Source organism: Acidobacteriota bacterium (assembly GCA_016196065.1).
GTDB lineage: Bacteria > Acidobacteriota > Terriglobia > Terriglobales > Acidobacteriaceae > Acidiflorens.
Genome location: JACPYL010000025.1, coordinates 85,756 through 104,798, shown reverse-complemented (window position 1 = coordinate 104,798; position 19,043 = coordinate 85,756). Strand labels below are relative to the sequence as shown.

At 57.2% G+C, this 19,043-nt stretch carries 14 protein-coding genes; 7 read left to right on the top strand and 7 right to left on the bottom strand.

Going from position 1 to position 19,043, the window contains the following annotated elements:
• Positions 1-129: 129 nt before the first annotated feature.
• Positions 130-891 (bottom strand): class I SAM-dependent methyltransferase, encoded by a 762-nt coding sequence (locus HY010_18290; GenBank protein ID MBI3477687.1) that lies wholly within the window; start codon positions 889-891, stop codon positions 130-132.
• Between HY010_18290 and HY010_18285 the strand changes: the two genes are divergently transcribed.
• From HY010_18285 to HY010_18275, 3 genes are all read left to right on the top strand, one after another.
• On the top strand, positions 890-1,462 hold the full coding sequence (locus HY010_18285) for a redoxin domain-containing protein (protein MBI3477686.1): 573 nt from the start codon (positions 890-892) through the stop codon (positions 1,460-1,462). The two genes, HY010_18290 and HY010_18285, sit on opposite strands and share 2 nt — an antisense overlap.
• A 64-nt stretch (positions 1,463-1,526) precedes the next feature.
• Entirely contained in the window at positions 1,527-3,665 is a 2,139-nt protein-coding gene (locus HY010_18280; protein MBI3477685.1) for a M28 family metallopeptidase, read from the top strand.
• Between the two features lie 36 nt (positions 3,666-3,701).
• Complete coding sequence (locus HY010_18275; protein MBI3477684.1) at positions 3,702-4,334, top strand: NAAT family transporter; 633 nt, start codon at positions 3,702-3,704, stop codon at positions 4,332-4,334.
• A gap of 42 nt (positions 4,335-4,376) precedes the next feature.
• On the opposite strand, the gene HY010_18270 is transcribed toward HY010_18275, so the two are convergent.
• The 6 genes from HY010_18270 to HY010_18245 all read right to left on the bottom strand — a co-directional run bounded on the left by HY010_18270 (position 4,377) and on the right by HY010_18245 (position 11,859).
• On the bottom strand, positions 4,377-4,871 hold the full coding sequence (locus HY010_18270; GenBank protein ID MBI3477683.1) for a GAF domain-containing protein: 495 nt from the start codon (positions 4,869-4,871) through the stop codon (positions 4,377-4,379).
• An 80-nt stretch (positions 4,872-4,951) separates the two neighbouring features.
• Positions 4,952-6,418, bottom strand: a complete 1,467-nt coding sequence (gene thiC, locus HY010_18265; GenBank protein ID MBI3477682.1) for a phosphomethylpyrimidine synthase ThiC — start codon at positions 6,416-6,418, stop codon at positions 4,952-4,954.
• Positions 6,419-6,545: 127 nt separating this feature from the next.
• Positions 6,546-7,247 (bottom strand): class I SAM-dependent methyltransferase, encoded by a 702-nt coding sequence (locus HY010_18260; protein ID MBI3477681.1) that lies wholly within the window; start codon positions 7,245-7,247, stop codon positions 6,546-6,548.
• A complete protein-coding gene (locus tag HY010_18255; protein MBI3477680.1) occupies positions 7,244-8,809 on the bottom strand; it encodes a flippase in 1,566 nt (521 codons plus the stop codon). Before HY010_18255 ends, HY010_18260 begins: the two co-directional genes overlap by 4 nt.
• Before the next feature lie 74 nt (positions 8,810-8,883).
• Entirely contained in the window at positions 8,884-11,307 is a 2,424-nt protein-coding gene (locus tag HY010_18250; protein ID MBI3477679.1) for an enoyl-CoA hydratase/isomerase family protein, read from the bottom strand.
• Between the two features lie 63 nt (positions 11,308-11,370).
• Positions 11,371-11,859, bottom strand: a complete 489-nt coding sequence (locus tag HY010_18245; GenBank protein MBI3477678.1) for a hypothetical protein — start codon at positions 11,857-11,859, stop codon at positions 11,371-11,373.
• Positions 11,860-12,006: 147 nt separating this feature from the next.
• On the opposite strand from HY010_18245, the gene HY010_18240 reads away from it, so the two are divergent.
• From HY010_18240 to HY010_18225, 4 genes are all read left to right on the top strand, one after another.
• Positions 12,007-12,723 carry a Crp/Fnr family transcriptional regulator gene (locus tag HY010_18240; protein MBI3477677.1) on the top strand — a complete coding sequence of 239 codons (717 nt, stop codon included), beginning with the start codon at positions 12,007-12,009 and terminating at the stop codon, positions 12,721-12,723.
• A 51-nt stretch (positions 12,724-12,774) separates the two neighbouring features.
• A complete protein-coding gene (locus HY010_18235; GenBank protein MBI3477676.1) occupies positions 12,775-14,190 on the top strand; it encodes an amidase in 1,416 nt (471 codons plus the stop codon).
• Between the two features lie 207 nt (positions 14,191-14,397).
• A complete protein-coding gene (locus tag HY010_18230) occupies positions 14,398-17,229 on the top strand; it encodes a tetratricopeptide repeat protein (GenBank protein MBI3477675.1) in 2,832 nt (943 codons plus the stop codon).
• Positions 17,230-17,336: 107 nt separating this feature from the next.
• On the top strand, positions 17,337-18,983 hold the full coding sequence (locus tag HY010_18225; GenBank protein ID MBI3477674.1) for a CRTAC1 family protein: 1,647 nt from the start codon (positions 17,337-17,339) through the stop codon (positions 18,981-18,983).
• Positions 18,984-19,043 lie beyond the last annotated feature (60 nt).

Below are 19,043 nucleotides of genomic sequence, written 5' to 3'. Positions count from 1 at the left end.
CGCCTTCGGCTCAGGACGGCTCAGGATGACAGTTGCAAATAGGGCATCCTTCCTTAATCGCAATTCCGGCGGCGATTCACGCGTTCGTACTATGTCATTCAAATTACCAATTACAAACTAACAGTCACCTCAGTCCAGTTTTCCGTAGAAGACCCGCGTGTTGTACTCGAACTCGATCTTCCCAGCCTGGGCGTGAACGTCAAAGATTCTCCGCAACTCTTGCATCATCGGCGCATGGTTCGGATGTCCGGCGAGGGGCGCGTAGGAACTTGAAAGCAAGCGTCCGGCGGCACCCTCGAAATCAAATTGCTGGCGCATCTCAAAGGTTCGTTCGCGATAGAGGGCAGGCGCGAAGAATTCATGGATGATCGCAGTCGTACGTTCGTGGCGGATTTCTTTGTAGTCGGTCCCGTAAGTCTGAAGAAGTTGCTCGTAGTCCAGCAAGAATGGTGTCGCGTCGGTGCGGCGCTCGTTCCAGATAAGGATGCACCATCCACCCGGTTTCAGGATGCGCGCGAATTCGGCCCGTGACCGTTCGCGGTCAAACCAGTGCGCGGCCTGGGCAGCGGTAACGAAGTCCACCGATCCAGTTCGCAGGGTGGTCTCTTCGGCGGTGCCGGCGATCGAAGTCAGGTTGGGGAATTTCTGCAGTAAGCGATCTCCTGCCTCGCGCATGGCGGCGTTAGGTTCGACTGCAAATACGCGGTTGCCATTCTCGAGCAAGAGCTTGGTGAAAGCTCCAGTTCCAGAAGCGATGTCGGCAACAACATGTTCTGGCCGCAATCCGCAATCTGTCTCCAGAAGTTCGATAACTTGCGGCGGATATCCAGGGCGGTAGCGGACGTAATCTTCCACTCGATCGGAAAAACGGGCGGTTGGAGCCGGGCTCATGACTTTTCAGTGTAACGCGCCCACTGTGGAATCTTCCCCGCGATACAATCTTCGTTTCATGGCCAACGACCGGGTTCGTGGGGTGATCGAGAGTGGACTGGTCAGCGTCGGCGGTCCGGCGCCTGATTTTGAATTGCCGGCGCTGGTTGGTGGTGTCCGGAAGAATATGCGCCTGGCGGAATTTCGCGGCAAGTCCGTGGTACTCGCCTTTTATCCGTTCAACTGGCAGGAGGCTAGCCTGCGCCAGATGACGGCTTTCCAGGCTGACCGTGCACGCGTGCTGGCAAGTAACGCGGAAACGGTAGCCGTCAATGTTGAATCGATCATGAACACGACCGCATGGGAACGGGCTGAGGGGCCCTTCGATTTTCCTTTATGCAGCGATTTTTGGCCGCATGGCGCCGTCAGCAAGCGCTACGGCGTTCTTCGGCAGGCGGGAAGGGATGCCGGCGCCAGCGAACGCGCTATCTTTGTGATCAATCCCAGTGGAGAAATCGTGTTCTGCAGAACCTATGAACCGGAAGAAGTCCCGTTGCTGGATGACGTTTTGCCGTTGCTGAAGAAGAGTTGATATTTCGTAAACGCTATTTTCCAGGAGCCACATGAAACTGGTGTTGAGCGCGGTCCTCTTGTTGATGTTGATCGGTTCGGGTGTGCGTGCGTCCGATGGTCACGGTAAAGAGAATGGTCAGGCCGAAGGGGCTAACCTCGTGGGCTTTCGTGATGTCGCGGGCGAGCGGGATATTGAAAAGCGTTTCCTTGCGGTGCCAGAGGCAAAACTTGCCGAGGAGCATCTGCGCATCCTGACGCAAGCGCCCCATATTGCCGGATCGCCGGAAGACAAAGCCACCGCCGACTATGTGGCCAGGAAATTCCGCGAAGCCGGACTGGATACGGAGATTGTGGAATACAGAGTCTGGCTGAATTATCCGGCGGAAATCAGTGTCGACATGATCGCGCCGGAAGGCGTGACCATGCATGGTCCCCGGCCAGAGCATGTGGACAGCGATCCGTTTCAGGACGACCCGCGCGTGATCAATAGTTACAACGGAATGTCGCCGTCGGGTGATGCCGAGGCGGACGTTGTTTATGCCAACTACGGCGCACCCGAAGACTTCGACAAGTTGAAGCAGATGAATGTCGACGTGCACGGAAAGATTGTGATCGTGCGTTATGGCCAGAATTTTCGAGGAGTGAAAGCCTTCGTCGCAGAAGAACGAGGCGCGGCCGGTGTGATCATTTATTCCGACCCGAAAGACGACGGCTACTACCGCGGAGATGCCTATCCCAAAGGCCCGTGGCGTCCTGCAAGCGCAACGCAACGTGGATCGGTCGGGTACATGTTCCAGTTTGCGGGCGATCCGACCACTCCCGGGATTGCATCGGAACCATCCTTGCCAGATTCGAAACGAGTGACGCCGCCACAGTCCGCGCAACTCTCGAAGATTCCGGTAACGCCTCTTTCCTATGCCGACGCTTCGCCGATTCTGGAGCATTTAGGTGGACCGCCTTCGCCGCGTGAATGGCAGGGAGCGTTGCCATTCACGTATCACGTTGGGCCGGGGCCGGCGAAGTTGAAGATTCACCTGAAGCAGGACTATCAATTCCGCACGATCTGGGATGTGATCGGCAAAGTGCGTGGAACCGTGTCGCCGGATGAGTGGGTGGTCGCGGGCAATCATCGGGATGCGTGGGTGTATGGCGCAGTCGATCCGAACAGCGGCACAGCGGCCATGCTCGAGTCCGTGCACGGACTGGGTGAACTGCTGAAATCGGGATGGAAGCCCAAGCGCACCATCGTGATTGGAAGTTGGGACGCGGAAGAAGAAGGCCTGATCGGCTCGACCGAGTGGGGCGAGGGGCACGTCAAAGAATTAGGTACGGCCGCCGCATATTTCAATATGGATGTTGCAGTCTCCGGTCCGAAATTTGGAGCGTCGAGCGTGCCCACGCTCAAGCAATTCATTCGCGAGATCACGAAAGACGTTCCTGCTCCGCAGGGTGGTACTGTGTACGACGCATGGAAGAAGACCAGTCAGCCGAGTGCGGAAAATACGCGCTCGCAGGAATCGTTGACCGGCGTCTATAAGCCGCCGGTGGCGCAGGTTCGCACCGATGTACCGGTCGGCGATCTGGGCAGCGGCTCGGACTACACTGTGTTCCTCCAGCATCTGGGTGTACCGTCGACGGACATCGGGTCGAACGGAGATTACGGTGTCTATCATTCGGTGTTCGACAACTTTGCCTGGTTCAAAAAATTCGGCGATCCCGATTTTCGCTACGTGCAGCAGATGGCTCGAGTGTTTGGCCTGGAGATGATCCGCATGGCCGACGCCGATGTTCTTCCATACGACTATGAAGACTACGGCAAAGAAATTTCAGTCTATCTTGATGCCGCCAGGAACAAATCCAAAGAACGCTTTGGAAACAAGTCGCCGGATTTCACAGCTGCGGTAGAGGGTGCGCATCATTTGGAGCAGGCCGGCGCCAGGATGTCGCAGAAGCAGCGCAAGCTGCCGAACGATCCAGCACGCATTAACATAGTGTTGCGAGAGACGGAGAGGGCTCTGCTGATTCCCGAGGGCCTGCCCAATCGTCCGTGGTATCACCACTCGATCTATGCGCCGGGGCAGTACACCGGTTACGCTGCGGTGGTGATTCCTGGAGTGAACGAAGCGATTGATGCCGGTGACGCAGGCCGCACCGAACAACAAATCGCTGCGCTGGCAGCCGCGTTGCATCGCGCCGCCATGGCTTTGGAAGCGTACCGGTAAACGACGATGGCATTGTGGAACGCGATGAATCCCGAGATGGCGCTGAGGCACGTGCTGGAAGATCTTCCCACGGCGGCGACGGCGACATTTCTCGCGCTCTTTCCGATTGTGAATCCGCCGGGCGGCATTCCGATGTTCTTCACGTTGACAGGAGAATTCACGCGCGAGGAGCGCAATCGTACGGCCTTGCGGACCGCATTCTACGTAACCGCAATCCTCGTGACGTTCATGCTGGTCGGCCGTTTCGTGCTGAGTTTTTTCGGCATCTCGCTGCCCGTCCTGAAAATTGCAGGTGGATTGATCGTAGCGAATACGGCATGGGGCATGGTAACGGCCACCAGTCGCATGACGACCGAAGAGAGCAGCGAAGCTCTGACCAAGCAGGATATTTCGCTCACGCCGATGGCGATGCCGATGTTGTCCGGTCCCGGCTCGATCGGAGTCGTGATGGGTCTGGCGGCACACGCCAATGGCTTTCTAGCCTACATGGGAATGGTGATCGGAATTGTCCTGGTGGGGCTTTCTGTGCTGATGTTCCTGCGTCTGGGTGGGCCGCTCGTGAAGCGACTCGGTCCCACCGGCATGGGCGCCATCACTCGCATCTTCGGTTTCCTGATCCTGTCGATTGCCGTGCAGTTGGTGTGGGACGGCGTGGCAGATTTCAAGTAGACAGTTTTCTCGGACGTAGGCCAACCTGATTGGTTGAGCCTGCTACTTTCCTGCCTTGCCCGTTCCCGACGGGGATTCCTTTTCCATCGCGCGGCCGACAATTCCGGCGCAGGATTCGACGAATGCTTGCTCCGATGGAATGAAAGCATTCGCAAAATAACTCTCGATACACAACTCCGCCATGACCCGTTTCTTCACGAAAATCGGCACCACGATATTGGACTTCACGAGGTCCGACCCCAGATAGCGTGGATCGGACGCCACATCATTAACGGCCACGGTCTTCCCGGAAGTTGCGGCCGCCCCGCACAATCCTTTGTCGAGAGGAATACGCAGGGTGGGATTGAAGCTGCCCGCGCAGGGACCAAGCACCAGGGCATTGAACGCGGGTGCTTCCATCAGATAAAAACCGACCCAGTTGTAGCGCGTCATCTTCTCATGGAGTTCGTGCGCGACCTGTTGCATGAGAGATTGCGCGCCAGTGGCGGAACGAGCGAGCGTTTCGAATTCCTTCAAAAGCTCTTCAGTCTGTGACATTGAGATCGAGGCCTCCCTTGGGCTCGTAAGCAGGCACACGTCTAACGTTCATTTGGCTGACAAATGCGATCGCAGGTACGTTACTTGATCGTAACCAGCTTGTCGACTAACTCCGAGTAGTCCTTCTTCTCCAGCCCATGAACTTCCTTGTTGTAGTCGTCCACCTTGCTCGAGTAGTTCATGGAGCAGAACTTCGGACCACACATCGAGCAGAACGCTGCCGTCTTGTAGCCTTCCTCGGGAAGCGTTTCGTCGTGCATTGCGCGGGCAGTTTCGGGATCAAGTGAGAGTTCGAATTGTTTTTCCCAATCGAACTTGTAGCGGGCATAGCTAAGAGCGTTGTCGCGGTCCTGTACGCCGGGGCGGCCGCGTGCGATGTCGGCGGCGTGGGCCGCGATCTTGTAAGCGATGATGCCGTCTTTCACATCTTTTTCGTTGGGCAGTCCCAGGTGTTCTTTGGGCGTGACGTAGCAAAGCATGGCCGCGCCGTACCAGCCGATCATCGCTGCGCCGATCGCCGAAGTGATGTGGTCGTATCCGGGAGCGATGTCGGTGACGAGCGGGCCGAGCGTGTAGAAGGGTGCTTCATAGCAGAGTTCGTGCTCTTTTTCGACTTGCTCTTTGATCTTGTGCATCGGGATGTGACCGGGGCCCTCGATCATGACTTGCACGTCGTGCTTCCAGGCAATTTTCGTCAATTCACCCAGGGTCTTGAGTTCGGCGAACTGGGCTTCATCGCTGGCGTCGGCGATGCAGCCGGGACGCAGGCCGTCTCCGAGTGAAAAGCTGACATCGTATTTCTTGAAAATCTTGCAGATGTCCTCAAAGCATTCATAGAGAAAATTCTGTTTGTGGTGATAAGCCATCCATTGGCCGAGAATGGCGCCGCCGCGGCTCACGATCCCGGTGATGCGTTTTGAAACCATCGGCAAGTATTGAATAAGAACGCCGGCGTGGATGGTCATGTAGTCGACGCCCTGCGCGGCTTGTTCTTCGATCACTTCCAGCATCACGCTCGCGTTCAAGTCCTCCACCCGCTTCACGCGCGAGATCGCTTCATAGATAGGAACGGTCCCGATCGGAACTGGAGAGTGGCGCAGAATGGCTTCGCGAATTTCGTGGATGCCGCCGCCAGTGGAGAGATCCATCACCGTGTCGGCGCCGTAGTGGACGGACGTGTGCAATTTCTTCAGTTCCTCACTCACGTTGGAAGTGACGGCCGAATTTCCAATATTGGAATTGATCTTGCACAACGACGCGACGCCGATGCACATCGGCTCGAGTTCCGGATGGTTGATATTGGCTGGGATGATCATGCGTCCGCGGGCAACTTCGTCACGCACCAGTTCGGCCGTTATCTTTTCGCGATGGGCGATGTATGCCATCTCTTCCGTAATGACCCCTTGCCGCGCATAGTGCATCTGCGAAAAATTACCATCGCGATTTTCTGCGCGGCGTTTAGCGAGCCATTCCAAGCGCGGCGTGGGGACCGTGCCAGAGCCGTTGCTGCCATTGCCGTTGCTTGCGTTACCGTTCACTGCGGACATAATCGATTTCACCCATCCTTGGAAGATACAAACTTGGATTATACGCCGCGCGGATGACATCGAATCGGTCCGACATCCGGCGAAATTCCACTCGATCTATTGGAGGCAGGACGCGCGAGAGCGGACTTCACTTTCTGGCGAAAGCGCTGAAGTTGGCGGTGAATTGGTTGTTCGTCGTGCGCGCCAGGCGCTCTAGAACCAAGGCCAGGCCGTTCAAAGCGGGAGTGGCGGTGTAACGCAGGATGGAGCGTAGGAGCCGTGGACTGAATGTGATCAGGGAGACATTCAATGTCCGCACCAGCCCGGAAATCGTGGAACCCTCCGCCGCGATTTCGACGTTGGAAAAGTTGCGCAGCAACAATTGCAGCGAAGACGGCAGAAATCTCCAATATTCCGGGTCCGAATCGCGCGGGAAAACCGCCGGCGCACTGAGGAACAGGCATCCCGACGGACGCAGGACTCGATGGATTTCGTCGATCGCTTCTTGCGGAACCGGAACGTACTCCAGCATCTGGGTACAGAACACCAGGTCGAAGTGATTGTCGGGAAAAGGGAGAGCCTCGGCTTTCCCGACAGCGCTCACCAATGGCCCAGCCACCAGGTCTAACGAATAGTAATCGCGAATTCGGCCGTTGAGCAGGGGACGGTAGGGTTGGATGCGTCCACCCACGTCAAGCACCCGCAGAGTGTTGCCTTCCACGCGGGTGACCCAGGTTGCGAATAGCTTACGGCGTGCCGTCAGGATCAACCAATTCGGGTTTGTAATGTGGGGATACAACCGCTCGCAGGCTTCGCGAGCCACCCACTCGGTAGTCTCTCGATTTCTCATGCAGCGGGCCCCTGCGTGGTTCCTGCACGAGGAAACAATCTTGCTTTAAGGGCGTCCGCGACGACTCGATCATCGTCGTCCAAAAATAGGAGGGAAGTTGCAATAAACACCGCATACCCAAGGACCAAGGCTGCCACAATTGTCGTCCACGCCGGCCACGCGGTGCTCGCGAAATGGCGAACGAGCACTACGAATGCGGTCATCAGAACGCAAGGAACGAGCAGGGCGCGATACTTGCGCAGAGAAGGGCCGATGACGAGAGTGCGATGCACTTCTCCGAGATACCAAAGGTTGCTGGCAGCCGCCACCATCGCGCCGGCCAGGGCCGCGCCGAGCAGCCCAATGCGCGGAATCAAGATGATATTTGCGGACACGAGTATTAGCGCCATCACAAATTGAATCCGCAGCAGCTTCTTTTGGTTTCCCGACATGAGCAAAAGGTAGCCGACGGATCCGACACCACAATTGACTAATTGTCCAAACGTACCCACCGCCAGGACCGGCCAGCCCGGCACAAAGTCAGGACCGAACATTCCCATGATGGATGGCGCAAACAGGATCATCACGGCGGCGAGCGGCAGAGTCAATCCCAGGGTCCATTTGACGAGAGAGCGAAAGAGTCGCGCGAGTAGTTCCATGTCGCCACGAGCGTGCAACTCCGCGATGGTTGGCGAAAAAATCTGATTGACCGACTGCAGTGCCAGCGGCACGAATCCGACCAGCGCGGCGGCGATGGAGTAAATGCCAACCTCGCGGGCATGCAGGAAAATACCCAGAACGATCTTGTCGGTTTGGCCCAGACAAAATTCCAAAACCTGCACAGCAAACAGCGCCAACGAGAAGGAGACGATCTCTCGTTCCAGCAGCGGTAGCTCGATTGCGGGCGGACGCGCTGCTTGGGGAGTCAGTTGCCATGCGGCTCTCCCCAATAGAATAAGCACTACAAAGGCGCTGACGATCTGGGCAATGAGATATCCCTTGAAGCCAAATCCTAGGGTGAGCAGGCCAATCGTGACTGCCATCATCATGGATTGGCCGACGAAACTGGTGATGATCGTGCGCCTGGCGACGTCTTTGTAGCCGGCCAGCACTTGCCCCAGAAAGCCGGTTAGAGCCCCAGTGATCATGATTACGACAAAGAACTGCTGGTACGACGAGAGCGCTGGCGTGTGATAGAGACGCTCTGCGATCCACGATTTGAGCAGCAGTACCGCGAGACCGACCAGCGAGTTGGCGACGAGCAGAATGGCGAGTCCCGACCACAGAAACTGGCGCAACTTTCTGGATTCGCCAGTCGCGGAATACACCGCCACGAAGCGGCTGGCAGCCTGTGGAAGTCCGGCGGCTGCGATCACCGATGCCAGTCCGACTACCGTCATTCCGAGCGCATAGATGCCCAGCGCTTCCGCACCAAGAACCCTGGCCAGATAGATTTTGAAGAAATATCCTGCCCCAGTCGTGAATATCGTCCCCAGCAGGAACACCGAGGATTGCCGCGAGATGCTGCCGACGTGGCTTCGGAAGCCAGAGGACGGCGTCGACGCGATGGGTGAAGTGGCCAAAATGCGTTGTCAGTATTTTTTCGAATTGACGGTGATGGCGGCGGCCGCCAGCAAGTGAGTCTGGACCGCTCGCCTCAGTTCCGCAAGGTCTTGCCCGTCTTCAGAGTGTACTGAATCCGTTCTTGCGTCTTCTTCTCTCCACACAGCGACTTGAAGGCTTCTCGTTCCAGGTCGAGCAGATATTGTTCACTGATCGGAGTTCCCGAGGTGATGTTCCCGCCACAGATCACTTCGGCAATCTTGTTGCCCAATTTTTGTTCGTGGTCGCTGACGAAGGCGCCCTGTCGCATCAAGTACACGCCCATCTTGAGAGCGGCAAGGATATTTTCTCCCGGCGCAGGAATGTCCGTTCTCATGACTGGAGGCTCGTACCCGGCGCGCACCAATTCGAGCGCACGGGCTTTGGCGTCAAAGAGCACCCGTTCGCGATTCATGGTGATGCGATCGGAATTCGATAAGAATCCCAAGCCGCGCGCTTCATGTGCCGAAGTCGCGACTTTTGCGGTGGCGATGGTTTCGAAAATCTTCTTCATTGCCTCCAGCATCTCAACCGAGTCCCCGCGGCCGTCGGATCGGATCGCACGGGCACTGTCCACGGCGCGGAGCAACATCTCTTTACATCCACCGCCGCCGGGCAGAAGGCCGACACCTACTTCGACCAGTCCCATGTACAGTTCGGCGTGAGGTTGGAGGGCTGCCGCATGGAGGGAAACCTCGCAGCCTCCGCCGAGTGCGAGGCCAAAAGGCGCGATCACCACCGGCTTGGCGGAAAACTTGATTGCTTGCGTCATGCCCTGAAATTGGCGAATGGCGAGGTCGACCTCATCCCACTCTTCTTCCTGGACCGACATCAGCAGCAGCATCAGGTTCGCGCCCACTGAAAAGTTCTGCGCGTCATTAGTGATGACAATGGCGTCAAAATTGTCGCCCGGGCCGCCGGGCTTCAGGGTTTGTGTGATCAGCGAGACGATGTCCGCGCCCATCGAATTCATCTTGGAGTGAAATTCGATGCAAGCGACGCCTTCGCCAAGATCCACCAGCGAAGCTCCTGAATTCTTCTTCACGACCCCGTTTGATTTTTTCGCCACTTCGACCGACCAGACACCCGATGGGACCTGCACTGCTTCACGTTTGCCAGTGCTCAGATCCCAGAAGGTCCTACCGGACGCCGATTTTGGGTCGTCCGCGCACCAGGATTTTTGTCCTGCTCCAAGCAACTTCTCTACGTTTGCGGCGATCGGATGGCCTTCGTTCTTCATGCGAGCGACGGTGGCTTCGACTCCCGCCGCATCCCAAAGTTCGAAGGGGCCGAGTTCCCAGTTAAAACCGAGTCGCATGGCTCGATCAATTTCAACGACGGTGTCGGAAATTTCTGGAATGCGGTTAGCGGCATACGTCCAAAGATCGGAGAGAGCCGACCATAGGAACGCGCCCGCCTTGTCTCCTTTTTGAGGGGAGTTGCCTTCGAGGCCCAGCAGCATGCGCACGCGCGCCCCAGTCGCCTCCACATTCTTTGCCATTTCGAGGGCGGCGAACTTCGCCTTCTGACGCGGACGATATTCGAGCGTTTTCCAATCGATTCCTTGACGGTCGTCCTCGCCGCCTTCGCCTTTTACTTTCTTGTAGAAGCCGCCCTTGGTCTTGTCACCCAATAATTTGCGGTCCAGCATTTGTCGATAAAAGTCGGGTAATTTGAGATCGCCGCGCTCGTCGAGAGGCTTCTCTCCAGTCATGTTCCGGACGACGTGACCGAGTATGTCGAGACCGACCATATCGATCGTGCGGAACGTGGCCGAGCGGGGCCAGCCCACGGCTTGACCGGTGAGCGCATCGACCTCCTCGATGCTCATGTCCATTTCCTGCATCAGCCGCATCACGTTGAGTACGGAGAATGTTCCAATCCGGTTGGCGATGAAGTTCGGTGTGTCCTTGGCGAGCACCACTCCCTTGCCAAGTTGCGAGTCGCAGAAATGGGTGACGGCTTCGATCAACGACGGATCTGCGTCCGCGGTGGGAATTAATTCCAGCAGGCGCATGTAACGCGGTGGATTGAAAAAATGAGTTCCGAACCACGAACGTCGAAAGTCTTCAGAAAAGCCCTCCGCAATCTGTGCGACTGGCAGCCCGCTTGTGTTGGTGGTAATGATCGTGCCCGGCTTGCGGATGGCTTCTATTTTTTTCAGCAACGTGCGCTTGATCTCAAGATTTTCAACGACCGCTTCGATTATCCAGTCCACATCGGCCAGGCGTTTGAGGTCATCTTCGAAATTTCCGACTGCGACCAAGCGCGAAAGGGAAGCGTCATAGAAGGCGGCAGGCTTAGATTTGCGGGCTGCCTCCAGTCCGGCGGAAGCGATTGTGCTGCGGCCTGCGGTGTCTGCGGCGGGAGGAACGATGTCGAGCAGGAGCGTTGGCACTCCCGCATTGGCGAAATGAGCTGCGATGCGAGCGCCCATGGTGCCGGCGCCAAGGATGGCAACCTTGTGAATCCGTTTCATGAGAGCACACTCCGAATATGAAGAACCGATAACGACATCTGACGAATTGTGGAAGAAAGGCTACTAAGGAAGTTTATCTATCACCCAGTCGTTCTTGCCAGTGTCGATGACGATGATCTCGGAGAATTGGCGACGAACTCTCGTGCCCGTACGGGTGACGAGGACGACGGTGAACCTGTAACGGCCGCGAATCCCTTGTCCGCGTGCGATTTCAAAGGCTCGGTCGGTGCTCCCCGCAAAGAATTGTTCAAACTTTTCCGGATCATGCGAATGGCGCACTCGATCACTCAGCAGCACCATGCCAGTTTCAAGATCATCGGCTTGCCAGGCATGGAGGAATCGATTGGCGGTTGCCAGGGCGAACACGTAGTCCGGGCTGGGTGGAGGGGGCGGAGTGGAATGACGTTTGCCGGCCCAGCCCGTCACCGTGAGAAGCAGGAGCAGCGCAGCAGTTCGCTTGATTTTCGTCCTCAGGGAATACCTCATCGTCGAGAGCGGGCAGGCTTCTATTGCATGTAAAGGAGAGCTTTGACCGCACGCTCCCGGCTTCATTCGGATCGACTTCTTGTGGGTGACCAGCCTACCTCTCGGTCTCCCGGGAAGTTGCACCTAAAGCACGCAGCGCCCCAGCGGAGTATAACAATAACTAATGGTGGAGTCTGACCTATCCGTTAAGTAGTAGGTAAGAGGGATTTCTATATGAGTACGCCCTACGGGTTGCAGATCACGGAGAATTGTGTGATGTGCAAGCTTCGTCATGCCGGATTCTTTTGTGATCTTCCTAAGCAGGCCATCGATGCCCTCGACAAGATCAAGTATGCCAGTGCGTTTCCGCCGGGAGCGATCCTGTTCGTGGAAGGCCAGGCGCCTCGCGGCGTCTATATCATCTGCAATGGACGCGTAAAACTGACCACCACGTCGCGCGACGGCAAGACGCTTATCCTCCGGATTGCCCAGGCCGGACAAGTCCTAGGATTGCATGGCACAGTATCGGGCAAACCCTACGAGTTGACAGCGGAGACTCTGCAACCCTGCCAGCTGGACTTCGTGCGGAGAGAAGATTTTCTGAAGTTCCTCCAATCCCATGGTGATGCTTGTCTGCATGCCGCGCAGCACCTCAGCCAGGACTGCCAGGGCGCTTATGAAATGATCCGCTCGCTAGGCCTCTCGCATTCCGTTTCAGAGAAATTGGCTCGGCTGCTGTTGGAGTGGGCAAGTGACGGCGAACAAACGGGTGAAGGCATTCGAATCAAGATCGCGCTGACGCACGAAGAAATCGCCCAGCTGATCGGCACTTCGCGAGAAACAGTGACCCGCGTGCTCGGCGAGTTTCGCGAGAAAGAGTTCGCTCAACTTCGCGGCTCCACGCTGCTGATCCGCAACAAAGCGGCGCTCGAAAAACTGATTGGAGCTTGAGTGCGTCGTAGTTCCGCAGCATGATAGACTCCGCTTTCTGCCGCAAAAATCATGTCGTCCGAAATTTTTTCTGCCAGCCGCCTTGCCATTGAAATTCAGGCCAAGTCTATTTCTCCCGTAGAAGCCGCCGGCGTTCACCTCGAGCGCATCGAGCGCCTCAATCCCAAACTGAATGCATTCGTAGACTGGCAACCGGAGCGCATCTTGGAGCAGGCACGCGCTGCCGAAAAAGCGGTGATGCGCGGAGATGAGCTGGGCCCGCTCCATGGTGTTCCTCTTTCCATCAAATCTTCGATCGACGTCGCAGGCCATCGCTGCGAAGCGGGGACTCGCCTGCGTGCCGGTTATGTAGCGGCTCAGGATGCTCCCCTGGTTTCACGCTTGCGTGCTGCCGGCGCCGTGATCCTTGGAGTCACGAATACTCCGGAGCTTCTCATGGCATGGGAGACGGATAACCTTCTTTACGGACGCACGAATAATCCCTGGGACTTGTCTCGCACGGCTGGTGGTTCCAGCGGTGGAGAATCGGCGGCGATCGCTGCCGGACTCTCAGCGGGCGGTGTCGGCAGCGATGGCGGTGGATCCATTCGTGAGCCTGCACACTTCACCGGAATCTGCGGCCTGAAGCCGACTCCGGGACGCATTCCATCAACCGGACATTTCCCGAAATCCGGCGGACCCTTCGCATTAATTGGAGTGGTCGGACCGATGGCGCGCACGGTCGGTGACTTGAAACTATTATTCGACGCGATGGCCGGGCCCGATGATGGTGATCCATCCTCCGCTCCCGTGCCGCTACGCAAGATTCATGAAGCGGAATTCCTCACCACCAGCATCGGAGTCTTTGAAGACGATGGCCGTACTCCGGTAACTCCGGAGACAAGGCTGGCGGTCCGCCATGCGGCGAATCTCCTGCTACAAAGTGGATTTCAAGTTGATTCCTTTCGCCCCGAGGGGCTGGAAGAATCGAGGCAGCTCTGGTGGAGCTTGTTTGGAACCGCCGGCGGCATGATCCTTGGCCCGATGTTGCGAGGGCGAGATTCGGAATTGAGTCCACTCTTGCGACAGTTTTCTTCCTGGACTGCTGCTGAGCCAGCGCATTCGGGCGATTCCCTGCTCGCAACTTGGTTGGGGCGCGATGAGATTCGCGGCAAGATTCTGCAGCAGATGCGGAAGTATCCCGTGCTCTTATGTCCGACGGCTGCGATCCCCGCATTTCGACACGGTGAGCGCGAATGGCAGGTGGAAGGGAAGACCGTGAAGTACCTTGACGCGTGGAGCTACTGCGAATGGTTCAACCTGTTAGGCTTCCCGGCCGCAGTGGTGCCGATGGGGAAGTCCTCCGAGGGCTTGCCAATCGGAGTGCAAATTGTAGGCCGGCCATGGGAAGAAGAATTGGTTCTCGCCGTTGCTGCGAAACTGGAAGACGCGCGCGGCGCGTGGCAAGCGCCACCGAATTTACTCTAGCGCAAGTTTCTGCGCGGATTTGTCGCACGGCTCTACGTAGCCATGCTTCCTAGTATGTTTGTACTATTATCCGGCTCGCCGGGGATGAAATAGGCTGGCCATCTTACGAATTGTTGCTTGCGTGGGGCAAAACAGTTTTTTCTGATGCATAGTGCCGATATGTCCGAGCCCAAAATCTCGACTGCGCAGAAAATACTGCGCGCCCTGATGTTGCTGCTGCTATTCAGCGCCCTGTATCTATATCCGTTCCCGCAAGCCAATGTCCTCTATCCCGCCATCGTGCTGATGCACGTCGTTGGCGGCGTCGTCGCGACGGTCTTTCTACTTGTGCTGCTCTGGCCGCTTTTGCGCCAGGGGAATCTTGTCTGGAAGATGGGATGGCTCCTGCTCTTGGCGGGCGCAATTCTTGGATTGTTTCTGATTCGGACAGGCACTCCGCACAGCGAATTCAGATGGTTATACGCGCATATCATCGCCAGCGTTGCAGGCATCGGATGTTTGCTCGCCGAGGCAATCGGAAAACGGGGCTGGTTGAGTTCAAACGCCTTCGTCCGAGTGGTTGTTTGCCTCGCTGTAGTTGCGGGCGTGGGTTGGGCCGCGCGCTATCAGCGCGAGACGCGTTGGTTGAGCTATTACGTGATCAAGAATCCCACGCTGCCTCCTGCGACGATGGACGCGGAAGGCGATGGTCTACAAGGTGCGTTCTTCCCCAGTTCCGCGCAGGTTTATGGCGGACAGAAAATTCCCAGCAAGTTCTTCATGGAGTCCGATTCCTGCAAGCGCTGCCATGAAGATGTGTATAAGCAGTGGTATAGCTCGGCGCACCATTTCTCTTCGTTCAACAACCAGTGGTATCGCAACTCGATCGAGTACATGCAGGACGTCGTCGGCACCAAGCCTTCCAAGTGGTGTGGCGGTTGTCATGATCCAGCCGTGCTCTATGCCGGGAAAATGGATACGCCGATCAAGCAGATCGTGCACAGTCCGGAAGCGCAGGCCGGATTGGGCTGCATGATGTGTCACGCCATCGCCGACGTGAAGAGCACGATGGGGCAGGCAGATTTTTTCCTGGAATATCCCAAGTTGCATGAACTTGCGGCCAGCAAGAATCCGGTTGTGGTCTACCTGCATGACATGATCACAAAACTGAATCCGGAACCGCACCGGCGCGTGTTTCTCAAACCTTTCATGCGCGACCAGACTGCCGAGTTCTGTTCCTCCTGCCACAAGGTTCATCTGGATGTTCCGGTCAACCACTATCGGTGGATTCGCGGCTTCAACGAGTATGACAACTGGCAGGCCAGCGGCGTTTCGGGTCAGGGCGCGCGATCGTTTTATTACCCGCCGAAGTCCCAGGGGTGTGCCGATTGCCACATGCCTCTCGAGCCTTCGAATGACATGGGCAATGTCGCCGGCAAGGTCCATTCTCACCGCTTCCCGGCCGCGAACACCGCGTTGCCGACCGCGAACGAAGATCCCGAGCAGTTAAAGAAGACAGAAGATTTCCTGACCAGCGGGGCTCTTACGGTCGACATCTTTGCGCTGTCACCGGCGCGTGAAGTGAAAGCCGGAGCGACTGCGCAGCATGAAGTCTCGACGACGTTTGCAGTTGGCGAGGAAGCGGAAGCGAAAATCACGCCGGGAACGGTTGGAGAAGCCGTGCCCGTCACCGCCCCGCTGGATCGAGTGCAGCCCTCCGTGCGACGCGGCGACACGGTGCGCGTGGATGTCGTTGTCCGCACAAAACGAGTCGGCCACTTTTTCCCAGGCGGTACCGTCGATGCGTACGATACGTGGCTCGAACTGAAAGGTGTGGACGAGCGCGGACAGGTCGTTTTCTGGAGCGGCGAAGTCGAGAACAATGGAAATGGTCCGGTCGAGAAGGGCGCGCACTTCTACCGTTCGTTGCAAGTTGATGCACACGGCAATCGCATCAACAAGCGCAACGCATGGGCAACTCGCTCGGTTGTCTATGTACGATTGATTCCGCCTGGCGCCGCCGACACTGTTCATTTCAGGATGAAGATTCCGAATGCCAGCGGCACGGTTGGCGGCAAGATCACGTTAACGGCGCGACTGCTCTATCGAAAATTCGCGTGGTGGGGAACGCAGTTTGCTTTTGGCGGAGTTCCGGAACCGAATCAGCCCGCCGCAGCCGTGACGCCCGATTACGACGACAGGAAATTTGCGGTTAACGGCTCGCTGCAAGGTGTTTCAGCAAAACAAGAGAAAATTCCAGATCTGCCGATCGTGACCGTCGCGCAGAATCAGGTTGCAATCGATGTTCTACCAGCGGGCGCTCCTACGCCTCAACCCAAAACCGATCTTCGCAAGGAAGACTGGCAACGCTGGAACGACTACGGCATCGGACTGCTCCTCCAAGGCGATCTGAAAGCCGCGCAGGTGGCGTTTGAAAGAGTCACGCAGGTCGACCCGCAAAACCCCGATGGCTGGGTCAACATCGGACGCGCCGCTCTGCAGGAAGGTGACGTCGAGCGCGCCCGCACGGTGCTTGAAAAAGCCTTCACGCTCAGTCCCGATCTCGCAAGAGCGCACTTTTTTTATGCGGGTGTCCTGCGTCAGGCGGGCGACTATGACGGCGCCGCACAACATCTCGGAAAAGTGCTGGCGCAATACCCGCGCGACCGGGTCGCGTTGAATAATCTCGGGCGAGTGCAGTTCCTGCAGCGCAAATACGCGGATGCGGTGAAAACTCTGCAGCGGGTGCTCGCGATTGATCCCGAGGATCTGCAGGCGCATTACAACCTGATGCTCTGCTACAACGGACTCGGCGACGAGAAGATGGCCAAGGAGCATCAGACCCGCTACATGCGATTCAAAGCCGACGAATCAGCCCAGACGATTACCGGCCCATATCGTCAGCTCAATCCCGAAGACAACAACGAGCGCCAGAATATTCACGAACATGTCTCCGTGCAGCTGCCGGTCGGGTCTGTCAAGACCGTTGCATCGTTGCCGGCTCAAAAGCGACGGCACATTCCCAGCGACGGCGGTATGGCCTCGGGAGTTGGCCGGTGATCGGAAGCTCAACGGAAATGTTTACCGCAGAGTCACAGAGGCACAGAGAAGAAACTTTTAGGTCTTCCATTTCCGCTTTTCTCTGCGTCTCTGTGACTCTGTGGTGCATGGTTTTGGCCACGTCGAATGCGGTTTTTGGGCAATCCATCACCTTCCGCGACATCACCACGCAGGCCGGCATCCAGTTCACCCACAACAACGCCGCTTTCGGGAAAAAGTGGTTGCCGGAAACGATGGGCCCCGGCTGTGCGTTCATCGACTACGACAACGATGGCTACCCCGACATCCTGCTGGTCAACGGGCAGGATTGGAAGGGCCACGCGAAGAGCGGTCCGACGACTCCCAAGCTGTATCACAACAATCACGACGGCACATTCACCGACGTCACGCGTAAGTCCGGGCTGGGCATTGCACTCTTTGGACTCGGTGCGGCAATCGGCGACTACGACAACGACGGTTTTGACGACATCTTCATCACCGCGCTAGGCCAGAGTCATCTGTTCCACAACAACGGGAACGGAACTTTCAAGGACGTCACTGCGTCCGCCGGCATGGTCGGGCCAAACGAATTTTCAACCAGTGCCGCCTGGGTCGATTACGACCGCGACGGAATACTCGACCTTGTCGTTTCCAACTACGTGCAGTGGTCCGAGCAGGGCGATCTGTATTGCACGCTCGACGGCGCACACAAATCCTATTGCACGCCGGAATCCTATAAAGGCACGTCGGCGCGGCTTTGGCATAACCTGGGTGGCGGGAAATTCGAAGATGCGACGCAGAAGGCAGGATTTTACGATCCCACCTCGAAGAGCCTGGGCATTGCGATCCTCGACTACAACGACGACGGCTGGCCCGACATCCTGATCGCGAACGATACGCAGCCCAACAAGCTTTACCTGAACAAGAAGAATGGCACGTTTGAAGAGCGCGCCGTTTCGGCCGGCATTGCGTTCAGCGAGGATGGCATCGCCCGCGCCGGCATGGGCGTGGATGCTGCCGACTACGACCGTTCCGGTCACGCCAGCCTGATCATCACAAATTTCTCAAATCAGATGCTTTCGCTTTACCACAATGAAGGCAACGGCCTGTTCGTGGACGAAGCGCCGCGCTCCGACGTGGGCCGCGCGACGCTGGTCACCCTCGGCTTCGGATGCTTCTTCTTTGACTACGACAATGACGGCTGGCCCGACATCCTGATTGCCGACGGCCACATCGAAGATCAGATCGAAAAGGTGCAGAAGCGCGTGAGCTACGCGGAGCCTCCGCATCTGTTCCGCAATCTGGGGAACGGTAAGTTTGAAGAAATGACCACGAAAGTGGGACCCGCGTTCGCCGCGCCGAAAGTGGCGCGGGGAGCGGCGTATGCGGACATCAACAACGATGGCGCCCTCGACGTGTTACTGACCACGAATGGCGGTCCGGTACATCTCTATCGCAGCGAAGGCGGGACAAATAAGAGTCTGCGCGTCAAGTTGGCCGGTACGAAATCGAACCGGGACGGCATCGGAGCGGTCGTGCGCGTGTCGGCCGGCAGCGACAAACAATCGCTGACCATGAAGTCGGGATCGAGTTACCTGTCGCAGAGTGAACTGGTGCTGACGTTTGGGCTGGGATCGAAAACGAAGGCCGACGCCGTCGAAGTGCAATGGCCCAGTGGACAGGTAGACAAACTCTCGAATGTTGCCAGCGCGCAGACGGTGACGGTCGAAGAGGGCAAGGGTGTTGTGAGTGCTCGGCCCTACACGAAAAAGTAGCGCCGGTCACGAGCCCTAGCAATCGCGTTTCCAGCAAAATCCAGCCCACGCTCAAGTAGA

Bases quoted from the DNA above. Each gene is read 5' to 3' on its own strand.
- HY010_18285 (MBI3477686.1), top strand. From the start codon at position 890: ATGACTTTTCAGTGTAACGCGCCCACTGTGGAATCTTCCCCGCGATAC.
- HY010_18290 (MBI3477687.1), bottom strand. From the start codon at position 891: ATGAGCCCGGCTCCAACCGCCCGTTTTTCCGATCGAGTGGAAGATTAC.
- HY010_18280 (MBI3477685.1), top strand. From the start codon at position 1,527: ATGTTGATCGGTTCGGGTGTGCGTGCGTCCGATGGTCACGGTAAAGAG.
- HY010_18275 (MBI3477684.1), top strand. From the start codon at position 3,702: ATGGCGCTGAGGCACGTGCTGGAAGATCTTCCCACGGCGGCGACGGCG.
- HY010_18270 (MBI3477683.1), bottom strand. From the start codon at position 4,871: ATGTCACAGACTGAAGAGCTTTTGAAGGAATTCGAAACGCTCGCTCGT.
- thiC (MBI3477682.1), bottom strand. From the start codon at position 6,418: ATGTCCGCAGTGAACGGTAACGCAAGCAACGGCAATGGCAGCAACGGC.
- HY010_18260 (MBI3477681.1), bottom strand. From the start codon at position 7,247: ATGAGAAATCGAGAGACTACCGAGTGGGTGGCTCGCGAAGCCTGCGAG.
- HY010_18250 (MBI3477679.1), bottom strand. From the start codon at position 11,307: ATGAAACGGATTCACAAGGTTGCCATCCTTGGCGCCGGCACCATGGGC.
- HY010_18245 (MBI3477678.1), bottom strand. From the start codon at position 11,859: ATGAAGCCGGGAGCGTGCGGTCAAAGCTCTCCTTTACATGCAATAGAA.
- HY010_18240 (MBI3477677.1), top strand. From the start codon at position 12,007: ATGAGTACGCCCTACGGGTTGCAGATCACGGAGAATTGTGTGATGTGC.
- HY010_18235 (MBI3477676.1), top strand. From the start codon at position 12,775: ATGTCGTCCGAAATTTTTTCTGCCAGCCGCCTTGCCATTGAAATTCAG.
- HY010_18230 (MBI3477675.1), top strand. From the start codon at position 14,398: ATGTTGCTGCTGCTATTCAGCGCCCTGTATCTATATCCGTTCCCGCAA.
- HY010_18225 (MBI3477674.1), top strand. From the start codon at position 17,337: ATGGTTTTGGCCACGTCGAATGCGGTTTTTGGGCAATCCATCACCTTC.